At 34.0% G+C, this 9,636-nt stretch carries 10 protein-coding genes; 1 reads left to right on the top strand and 9 read right to left on the bottom strand.

The genetic code is table 11. The features are described from left to right. Positions 1 to 77: 77 nt before the first annotated feature. The 5 genes from AC4AGG_RS13860 to AC4AGG_RS13880 all read right to left on the bottom strand — a co-directional run bounded on the left by AC4AGG_RS13860 (position 78) and on the right by AC4AGG_RS13880 (position 3,565). Positions 78 to 692, bottom strand: a complete 615-nt coding sequence (locus AC4AGG_RS13860; protein ID WP_489772606.1) for a deoxynucleoside kinase — start codon at positions 690 to 692, stop codon at positions 78 to 80. 88 nt (positions 693 to 780) lie between these two features. Continuing rightward, positions 781 to 1,554 (bottom strand): hypothetical protein, encoded by a 774-nt coding sequence (locus tag AC4AGG_RS13865; RefSeq protein ID WP_489772607.1) that lies wholly within the window; start codon positions 1,552 to 1,554, stop codon positions 781 to 783. A 71-nt stretch (positions 1,555 to 1,625) separates the two neighbouring features. Further along, positions 1,626 to 2,651 carry a glutaminyl-peptide cyclotransferase gene (locus AC4AGG_RS13870; RefSeq protein ID WP_489772608.1) on the bottom strand — a complete coding sequence of 342 codons (1,026 nt, stop codon included), beginning with the start codon at positions 2,649 to 2,651 and terminating at the stop codon, positions 1,626 to 1,628. 32 nt (positions 2,652 to 2,683) lie between these two features. Further along, positions 2,684 to 3,055 (bottom strand): VOC family protein, encoded by a 372-nt coding sequence (locus AC4AGG_RS13875; RefSeq protein WP_489772609.1) that lies wholly within the window; start codon positions 3,053 to 3,055, stop codon positions 2,684 to 2,686. A gap of 84 nt (positions 3,056 to 3,139) precedes the next feature. After that, entirely contained in the window at positions 3,140 to 3,565 is a 426-nt protein-coding gene (locus AC4AGG_RS13880; RefSeq protein ID WP_489772610.1) for an SRPBCC family protein, read from the bottom strand. A 129-nt stretch (positions 3,566 to 3,694) separates the two neighbouring features. On the opposite strand from AC4AGG_RS13880, the gene AC4AGG_RS13885 reads away from it, so the two are divergent. Next, the gene (locus AC4AGG_RS13885; protein WP_489772611.1) at positions 3,695 to 4,792 is read left to right on the top strand and encodes an MBL fold metallo-hydrolase; all 1,098 of its coding nucleotides are present in this window, start codon (positions 3,695 to 3,697) and stop codon (positions 4,790 to 4,792) included. A gap of 28 nt (positions 4,793 to 4,820) precedes the next feature. Here the strand turns inward: AC4AGG_RS13885 and AC4AGG_RS13890 are convergent, their stop codons facing one another. The 4 genes from AC4AGG_RS13890 to AC4AGG_RS13905 are packed head-to-tail and all read right to left on the bottom strand — an operon-like array spanning position 4,821 to position 9,624. Next, entirely contained in the window at positions 4,821 to 6,125 is a 1,305-nt protein-coding gene (locus AC4AGG_RS13890; RefSeq protein ID WP_489772612.1) for an HlyD family secretion protein, read from the bottom strand. Further along, positions 6,115 to 8,307, bottom strand: a complete 2,193-nt coding sequence (locus AC4AGG_RS13895; protein ID WP_489772613.1) for a peptidase domain-containing ABC transporter — start codon at positions 8,305 to 8,307, stop codon at positions 6,115 to 6,117. The genes AC4AGG_RS13890 and AC4AGG_RS13895 overlap by 11 nt, the downstream gene beginning before the upstream one ends. A gap of 22 nt (positions 8,308 to 8,329) precedes the next feature. After that, on the bottom strand, positions 8,330 to 9,433 hold the full coding sequence (gwsS, locus tag AC4AGG_RS13900) for a grasp-with-spasm system SPASM domain peptide maturase (protein WP_489772614.1): 1,104 nt from the start codon (positions 9,431 to 9,433) through the stop codon (positions 8,330 to 8,332). Further along, the gene (locus AC4AGG_RS13905) at positions 9,433 to 9,624 is read right to left on the bottom strand and encodes a hypothetical protein (RefSeq protein WP_489772615.1); all 192 of its coding nucleotides are present in this window, start codon (positions 9,622 to 9,624) and stop codon (positions 9,433 to 9,435) included. The genes gwsS and AC4AGG_RS13905 overlap by 1 nt, the downstream gene beginning before the upstream one ends. Between the last annotated feature and the right edge of the window lie 12 nt (positions 9,625 to 9,636).

Consider the following 9,636-nt stretch of genomic DNA (forward strand, 5'->3'; position numbering starts at 1 on the left):
CAGTTTATTTAAACTAAACACTTAGTTTAATGAGAGTTAAATTTAATAAAAAACACAAAGGTTCGCAACTAAGTTATTTAAAACAACCCGTGCAATTCGGCTTCGATTTTTTCTAAAATCACACCGAAATCTTCTGGTCGGTCTACGAAATCCAAATCATCAACTTCAATTATCAACAACTTTCCTTCTTGATAATTAGAAATCCATTTCTCGTACTTTTCATTGAGCTTAGAAAGATAGTCAATGGAAATAGATGCTTCATATTCGCGACCTCTTTTATAAATTTTCTTTACGAGATTCGGTACATCGGACTTCAAATAAATGAGTAAATCTGGCGCAGAAACAAAAGATTTCATTAGGCTAAAAACCGAAGTATAGTTATTGAAATCTCTTTCTGAAAGCAGTCCCATGTCATTAAGATTCTCTGCAAAAATGTGCGCATCTTCATAAATCGTCCTATCCTGAATGATATTTTTACCACTTTCCCTGATTTCCTTCACTTGACGAAAACGACTCCCTAAAAAATAAATTTGCAATGCAAAACTCCATTTGCTCATATCTGCATAAAAATCCTCCAAATATGGATTGTGGTCAACATCCTCAAACTGCGCTTCCCATCCATAATGCTTAGAAAGCATAGTTGTTAAAGTAGTTTTTCCAGCTCCGATATTTCCTGTAATGGCGATGTGCATCTTTTATGTTATTGATGATTGATAAAATATATTTGATGTAAAATAAGTAAGAAAAAAAATCCAGTCAGAAAAAATTCATCATCGATTATCAATTAGCATTTACTTTTACGGGGTAAAGATAAAATTTGTCGTCCTTCCACTCAAAATAAGAATGGGTATTTTTATCCACAATTTCTGAATCTTCTCTTTCGAAGGCGGTTTCCAATTTCCCATTTTCGAATTTCGAAACCGAATGCTGAGAAATAGCCAAGATAATGTTATTCTCACGTCGCAATTTCCTACCTTCCTTGATTTCGGCTTCGTATTTCTTCTCACCTTTGAAATTATAGACCCAAAACTTATCCTCTGTCAAGACAAAAAACAAATTCTCATAAACCAAAATATCCTTAACTCCCATAAAATCAAAATAAAATGGGTACGAATTAATAATAAAGTCTTGTCGAAAATTATACTGTAACAACCTTTTCGAACTCTCATCGAGTATCCAAATTTGTTGCAAATCTTCAGCATAAGCCATCTTGACGAAACCAAACTTTTGCCTAAAATCAACCCTCTGAATCTCGTTAAGATTACCATCCATCATTTTGAGTTCTTGCGCATTTTCTGAAAAGAGAAAAATCGTCAAAGGATTTTGAACTCCCTGAACTTTAAAAGGAACCGTCATCATCATTTTGCCCATTTGATTTCCTATGGAATCGTATTTGGTGAAACTGAAATCTTTGTTTTTATAGAGATAAATATTGCGATAATCGTCCACAAAAAAATCTTGCACATCTCTAAGCTTCAAAGTATCAAACGGCAAAACCTTCTGCGCAGAAATAGTACAGAAAAAGAAAAGGAATATGAATTTTAAAAGATTCAAATTATGGTTTATTGTAAACCCTTGCAGAATTTTGAATTCTGAAAGAGCTATCCATTTTTAATCAAAAAAAATCAATTGATTTTTACTTCATAAATGGTGTCCCAGTTTTTTCCGGTCACCAACATATTGTCCCCTTTGAAGGTAATTCCGTTAAGCACTTTTTCTCCATCGGTTTCAGTATATTTTTTGGCAATTTCTGTAAAGTCAAATTTCCCTACAACTTCACCAGTAGCAGGATTAATCTTTAGGATAATAGGCTCATGCCAAACATTAGCATACACAAATCCATTGTGAAACTCTAATTCATTCAGTTGCTCATAGACCTGAGAATTTCCTGCAACAGAAACATATCTAACAAGTTTAGAAGGATCTGTGACATCTAAAAAATATAGATTTTTACTACCGTCTGATGCAATCAGATTTTTCCCATCATAAGTCAAGCCCCAACCTTGCTCCATTGCACTTGGATTAGGATATTCCTTAATCAATTTCAAACTTGACTTTTCATACTCATAAATAATTTTATTTTGCCAAGTTAGTTGAAAAATTTTGTCTCCCACAATGGTAGAACCTTCAGAAAAAATATCATTCCCTTGCTTTGTTGCAACAATTGGAGTGGTGGTTCCTAATTGATATTTTAGAATCTGAGATTCTCCTAACTGTCCATCACTTTCATAGATAGTGTTACCTTCCAACTCAAACCCTTGAACAAAGTTATCAGGATTATGAGGATAAGTCGTCACCAAAGTATAGGTTAACTGAGCTTCGGGATTTTTTGCAAAAACATTAATCGTCGCATCTTGTTCTAAGACTTTTCCATCCTTCTTTTTAACAACAAAAACTACGTCATTATCTCCCAATGTAAAAGTGCTTGGATCGATCTTCAGGTCTTTGATTTCTTTTTCACCAATTCTTAAAGAGATACTTTCTGCTTCATCAGTCACTTCATTTGGAAGCGTAATTTTATCTCCAAAATGATATCCGGTAGAAACCATTTCGAGATTATAGTTATTAAGGGTATTAAGAATTTCTTTGTCTTTGTTGCACGATGTCAATAGAACAAGTGCCAATATAGAAATGATGAAATGTTTTTTCATTTTAAATTTAAATTTTTTCAAAAATAAGAAAATTAGCCGTCAATCTCTTGGCCAAACTGTAAAATATATCCATTGTTGTCATAGATAGCGAACTCCCTCATTCGCCATAGGAAATCTTCAATTTCATAGCAAATTTTGGCCTTAGCATTGAGGTTTTGCCAAACTAAGTCTACATTAGTAACATTGAAATAAAATGAACCACTGAAACCCATCTTTGCGTAATCATGATGTTGATTAGGGCTTGAAAGCATCAATTCTACATTATCTTTATGAAGCGACGCCCATTGCCAATCATCATTGCGTTCACTTATTTCAAAGCCAAGAATTTCTGTATAAAATAGGAGCGTTTCTTCTAAATTATCAGTCCAGAGGATAGGACGCAGCGAGTTGAATTTGACATTCATATCTTTAGTCAATTAATCTTTGTCGGAAAAAAAATAAAATTCCCCATGTTCTGAGGAATTTTATCAATGAATATTTTTGGAAAATTAATTTTCAACAAAATTTTTCAAACTTTTCCCAACAATTTCTTTCCATCCGTTTTCGAAACTGTTATGAGAAAAATTTTCACCAAGATGATCAAAATTTTCGATTCCTTTATGAGTCAGTGTTACTACCGTTGCGTCGCCATCTTGCTCCAATTCCCATTTCACAAGTGTTGTTTCTTTAGAAATTGCCGGATACGTCCAAGTATGCTTTAGCTTTTGTTTTGGAGCTACCTCCAAAATTTCGCAATGGTGGTGATACATATCATCTTCAGACCCTGCGTAAAAACTAAACTCAGTATGAACTTCGGGTGCAAAATCAGGAATATCAAAATACCATTCCTTCATAAGACCTTTATCTGTTAAAGCGTTCCAAACCTTATCAACAGGTGCGTTTACACGTTCTTTTACAATAACATTATCATGCATAACTTTTAAATTTTTAGTGAACTTAAAGTTAAAAAAAATATTACAACTTTTCCAAGTTTTGGTTCATAATATTTAAAGTATTTTTGCATTTCATTCGTTCATTACTATATGATGAAAACACTCAAGAAAATGATTTTATACTTTTTGGTATTTGTTCTGATAATCGTTTTGGGAACATTTATTTTTATGCAGCAGCCCAGTTTTGGAAAACTCCCTTCAGGAGAAAGGTTAGAACGAATCAAAAAATCTCCTCAATACCGAGATGGAGCATTCCAAAACCAAAGCAACACCCCAAGTTTTGACGAAAACGCGTCATTTCTTGGCGTTTTATGGAGATTTATGACGGCAAAAGTTGACCATAAAACGCCTGAAAATCCCTATCAGTTTACAAAAACAGACCTGAAATCCATTCCAGCCAACGAAGATGTCTATATTTGGATGGGACATTCGTCGTATTATATTCAGATTAATGGATTAAAAATATTAGTGGACCCTGTTTTCAGTGGAAACGCGAGTCCTTTAAGCTTTACCACAAAAGCAATGGCAGGTTCTGATCTTTATACTACGGATGATATTCCGGAATTGGACTTACTCATTATTTCCCATGACCATTGGGACCACTTGGATTACAAGACAGTGACCCAACTTCAACCAAAAGTCAAAAAAGTAGTGACTGGATTAGGAACAGGATCTCATTTGGAGTCTTGGAACTTTCCATTAGATAAAATCGTTGAATTAGATTGGAGTGAATCTTTCAATATTAATAATACTTCAAAAATTACCGCAGAACCAGCTCGACATTTTTCGGGTCGTGGCTTCAAACGAAATCAGACTCTTTGGACAAGTTTTGTATTAGAAACTCCCGATAACCGAATGTACATCGGTGGGGACTCTGGATATGATTCTCATTTCAAAAAAATCGGTGAAAAATATGGTAGTTTTGATGTTGCCATCCTCGAAAACGGTCAATATAATACGGATTGGAAATACATCCACATGCTTCCTGGAGAACAGTTGAAAGCTATGAAAGACCTTAACGCCAAACGCATGATTCCGGTACATAATTCCAAATTTGTTTTAGCGTTGCATTCTTGGGACGAACCTTTGAAAAAAATGGATTCTTTAAACACCGAAAATCTAAGAATTCTGTTTCCAAAAATGGGTGAAAAAATAGATTGGAAAAACGATTCGATTATTTATGAAAAATGGTGGGAAGGGATAAGGTAAATTTATTTGTCAGTATAAACAAAGAAACTTACACTTGGTAGCCCAATAATTTTCTGATCTGGTAAAAAAATCTCTCAATAAGTCTCAAGTCCTCCGTTACAATTTCCGCATTACCTTTCATTTCTTTATCAAACAGGAGTTGCTTATTATATGATGTTTTCAGTCCTTGTGGAAGAATAACATCTACATAGTAATTCCCGTCTTTGTCAGTTGTTAAAGAAATATTCTGAACCCTTCCTTCCACAATACCATATTCTTGATAACGATAATTATCAAGTTTAATAAGTACTTTTTCTCCCGTTTTTACTTTTCCAGAATTAGTTGCAGGAATTGCCATCCTTCCTACGATCTGTTGTTTATCTTTTGGCAGAATAGAAATCATCGGATCTCCAGCTTTGACAAATTGATTTTCTCCAAAAAATTGTTGAAAACTTGCCACTCCATTAGTTGAAGATATAATCAAGTAGCTCTGCTCCCATTGTTTGAGTGACTTTCTCAACTGCTCAAATAACTGCAATGATTGAGAAGAATAATTGATTTTATCTTTCTCGGTATTGATGGCTGTTCCACTTTTTGTTTTATTAAGACTGCTTATGCCTTCCTGCATCTGAGAAAGTGAAATATGAATACTCTTAAGGTTCTGTTCTGCCTGAAGATACTTAATCCTTTCATTCTCTAATTCAACTTTTGCAATAACTCCTTGGTTAAATAAAACTTGAGATCGATCATAATTTTTTTTCGTTAAATCAAATTTTGCTTGTTCTAACTTTAATTGCTGTTGAGTTGTTGCAATCCTACTTCTATATTCTGCAATACTTTGATTGGCTGCTACACTTTCCGGAGCATAAGGTTGAAGCCGAGTAAACAGCTTCTCATCTTGTAAGGCTTTTGCAAAACTATTGTAGTCTCCCTGTAATTCTCCAAGTTTGAATTTTGAAACTTCATTTGTTGGAAATGTATAAACTTGGTCGGACGTTGTAGAATCAATTAATTTCTTTAATTTAAGAATATCTTGGTAACTAGCAGAAGACTCCAACACCATTAAAATTTCATTGTCTTGAACTTCCTGATGATCTTTAATAAAAATTCTCTCTATTTTGCTACTTGTCCTTGCTTCTATTTTCTCTGGCGGATTTTGTGACGTTATCAAAATAGGAGCTGGTACAAACTCTGGATACTTAATAAAGTAGCTCATAAGTAGCACCATCAATAAAATAATAAAAATGACCGTATTCCCCCATCGAATCATCCAATGTGGTGGACGTGTTAAAATATCCTGTACGCCTTCTGAGCGCAATTCTAAGTTATCTAATATATCTTTTTTAGTTTCCAAGTTCCAATTGATTTTTAACTAAACGATAATACTCTCCCTTATGAGCTACTAATTCTGCGTGATTGCCTTCTTCAACAACTTTTCCTTTATCTAAAACAATAATTTTATCGGCATGTTTTACTGTCGAAAGTCGGTGCGCAATTACAATTGCGGTTTTACCTTCAAAAAACTGTTCTAGATTTTCCATAATGACTTTTTCATTATTAGCATCTAATGCAGATGTGGCTTCGTCAAAGAAAATATAATCTGGTGATTTATAAACCGCTCTAGCTATAAATAATCGTTGTTTTTGCCCTCCACTTACGCCAACTCCTTCATTGCCAATTTTGGTATTATATGACAATGGTAAACTTTCCACAAAGTCCTTTATATTAGCAATTTCTACGGCTTTTCTCAGTTTTTGCTTGTCGATATAATCTTCTCCAACTGCAATATTTTCCGCTATGGTATCATTGAAAACATAGCCTTCCTGCATTACCACGCCACAATGATCTCGCCATGTTCTTGGGGAAATGTTTTTTAGATTAGTATTTCCGAGTTTGATTTCGCCTTCATTGGGCTCATAGAATTTCATAAGTAGTTTAAGAAGAGTCGTTTTTCCACTTCCGCTTGCTCCAACGATGGCGGTAGTTTTTTGAAATGGAATGATCAAGTTTAAATTTTCAAAAACAAACTGGTCAGAACCAATGTAACGGAAGGAAACTTCTTTCACTTCAATATCTTGCCTCGGGATGTCTGTTGCATATTGCTCATCTTTATTTTCTTCATCCTCCTTATCATGGATTTCTCCCAATCTTTCCAAAGAGATTTTGGCATCTTGGGTCTGTTTGATAAAATCGATCAATTGTAAAAGTGGGGAGTTTAGTTGCCCGATAATGTATTGAACAGAGAGCATCATCCCTAAAGTTAAATTCCCATCTAACACTAATTTAGCGGAAAGAAAACTCACCAAAATATCTTTCATGGTATTGATGAAATTACCTCCAACGGATTGCCATTGTTCTAGTGAAAGGGACTTAATTCTCAGTTTAAACAATTTCACCTGTAGAAATTCCCAACCCCACCGTTTTTGTTTTTCGGCGTTGTGCATTTTTATTTCCTGCATTCCGTTGACGAGTTCGATGACTTTGCTTTGTTCTTGAGAAATTTGTGAAAATCTTTTATAGTCAAGTTCTTTTCGTTTTTTGAGGAAAAAGGAAATCCATAACACATATAAAACGGCTCCGACCAAGAAAACCAAAAACAATCGGTAATCGTAAAACAGTAAAACGATGCTGTAAATAACTAAATTAACCAACGAAAACAGCGTACTAAGTGAAGAACTGGTTAAGAGCTGCTCAATTCTGTGGTGATCATTGATTCTCTGCATAATATCTCCTGTCATTCTTGTATCAAAAAAGCTTATAGGAAGATTCATGAGCTTGATAAAGAAATCGGAAATAATAGAAATATTAATCCGGGTAGAAAGGTGGAGCAAAATCCAACTTCGCATGACTTCTATTCCCATTCCTCCAAAAAAAAGCATCACTTGAGCCAATAAAACCAGGTAGATGAAATTAAGGTCTTGGTTTTGGATTCCCACATCTACCATGCTTTGCGTAAGAAATGGAAAGATGAGCGAAAGCAAACTTCCAGCCAACAATCCAACCGCCAATTGAAAAACCAGTGATTTGTATTTGAATAAATATTTAGACAGAAATTTGAAACTGGCTTTACTTTCTACATCATCAAACTCATTTTGATAAAAAGCTGGGGTGGTTTCTAAAAGTAGCGCAATCCCTTCTTCGGTTTCTTCGGTGGCGTTTTGTCCTATCCAGTTTTTGATAAATTCTTCTTTGGTGTAGGTGATTAAGCCATAACTGGGATCAGAAATATAGACCACATCATTCTTATCAATTTTGTACACCACCACAAAGTGAACTTTGTTCCAATGAACAATACAAGGCAACGGAACTTCGTCTTTGAGGGTATTAAAATCTATCTGAACACCCAATGACCGAAAACCCATATTTTCTGCGGCATCGCTTAATCCCAAAAGAGAACTCCCCTCTCTGGTGGTCTCAGACAGATTGCGAATCTGTTGCAAAGGAATCGTCTTTCCATAAAATTTGCTTACAATTCGTAAGCAAGTAGGACCGCAATCTTTGGCGTCGGGTTGTTTGTAAAATGGGAATTTTTTCAAATGACGAATCTTAAATGACAAATTACGATTTCTTTACCAATTCTTCCATACCATAATATTTGATGGCCTTTTGTTTAAGTAGATTTGTGCTCCATTCCATCCACTCTCCAGTGTATGGATTATAACCACATTTTAAAGGTTTAGAAGTATCTAAGCCTTCAATGTTGGTATGGGTTCTTTCGGTATATGCTCTACAATCTGTACAAATATAGCGAAACTCACAATCTTTACAAACTTCAATCTGATCTTTAGTAAGGTTCCAATATTTTTTAAAATCTGGATGTGCCAACGCTTCTTCTAAAGTCGTGTCTTTAATATTACCGAAGCTTTGAGACATACTGGGACAATTTCTAATATTTCCACTCGCATCAATAGCAATCTTTTTGTGGAGGCAGGAGTTATGATGTTGCGATTCGGTAAAACATTTAATGTTAGTGCTAAAATGCATTTGCGAAATGCACCCACAATTTAAAGCTGATTTTTTTTTATCTTTAAGAAAAATAATACAACCTAACCCCTGATTTACCATATTTTGTACTTTGTTCACAGGACTGTCATAAACTGTTATAAAAGATATTCGTTTAAACTGACTCATTAAGTTTTCGAAATAAGGTAAACTTTGTTCCTCATTATATTGCATAACAATACTAATCGATTTGATTATGTATTGTTTTTCCGTAATATAATTCACAATTTGCAATAATTGTTTTTGATCATCACTAAAATTTCTTATTTCTAAAAATTTACAACGATGTGCCTCTAACTGATCACAAATTTTTTTAAAATCTAAGGTCTTCTCATCAATGTCAATAATACAATTTGAAATTTCAAAAGGATAATCAAAATATAGAGAAAGTTCAGGAAAATAATCAGGTTTATCAAAAAAATAAATGTAATCAAATTGTCTCAAAAACTGAAAATATTCATCAATAATTTCATCAAACTTATTCTCGAATATAGATTTAATTTCCTTTACTGACTTTTTTCTATTATACTTCTGCAGAATATCACATAAGTCGTTGGGAATCACATCATATCTATTCCTTTGCAAATCACATATTACGCTACCACTATTTCCTCTTACGGGAATACAATTTGAGTGAAGTATGAAGCATCCTTGTTCCATTAAAAAATCTTTGAAATTGGTTTGTAGAAATTTTCTTTTTCAACAAATTTGGATTGATATTGCTTTATTGAAATCGAACTCTCTTTTCTGGTTGAAATACCAATGGTTTCTTGAGGTTTTTTGATAACCGTCGACTTTTGCAAGAAGGGATTAAGATGACGCATCACTTCTTCATTAAATACTTTCTTCATTGATTATTTGTT

Source organism: Chryseobacterium sp. CG10_8, assembly GCF_058117085.1.

Bases quoted from the DNA above. Each gene is read 5' to 3' on its own strand.
- AC4AGG_RS13860 (WP_489772606.1), bottom strand. From the start codon at position 692: ATGCACATCGCCATTACAGGAAATATCGGAGCTGGAAAAACTACTTTA.
- AC4AGG_RS13870 (WP_489772608.1), bottom strand. From the start codon at position 2,651: ATGAAAAAACATTTCATCATTTCTATATTGGCACTTGTTCTATTGACA.
- AC4AGG_RS13875 (WP_489772609.1), bottom strand. From the start codon at position 3,055: ATGAATGTCAAATTCAACTCGCTGCGTCCTATCCTCTGGACTGATAAT.
- AC4AGG_RS13880 (WP_489772610.1), bottom strand. From the start codon at position 3,565: ATGCATGATAATGTTATTGTAAAAGAACGTGTAAACGCACCTGTTGAT.
- AC4AGG_RS13885 (WP_489772611.1), top strand. From the start codon at position 3,695: ATGATTTTATACTTTTTGGTATTTGTTCTGATAATCGTTTTGGGAACA.
- gwsS (WP_489772614.1), bottom strand. From the start codon at position 9,433: ATGGAACAAGGATGCTTCATACTTCACTCAAATTGTATTCCCGTAAGA.
- AC4AGG_RS13905 (WP_489772615.1), bottom strand. From the start codon at position 9,624: ATGAAGAAAGTATTTAATGAAGAAGTGATGCGTCATCTTAATCCCTTC.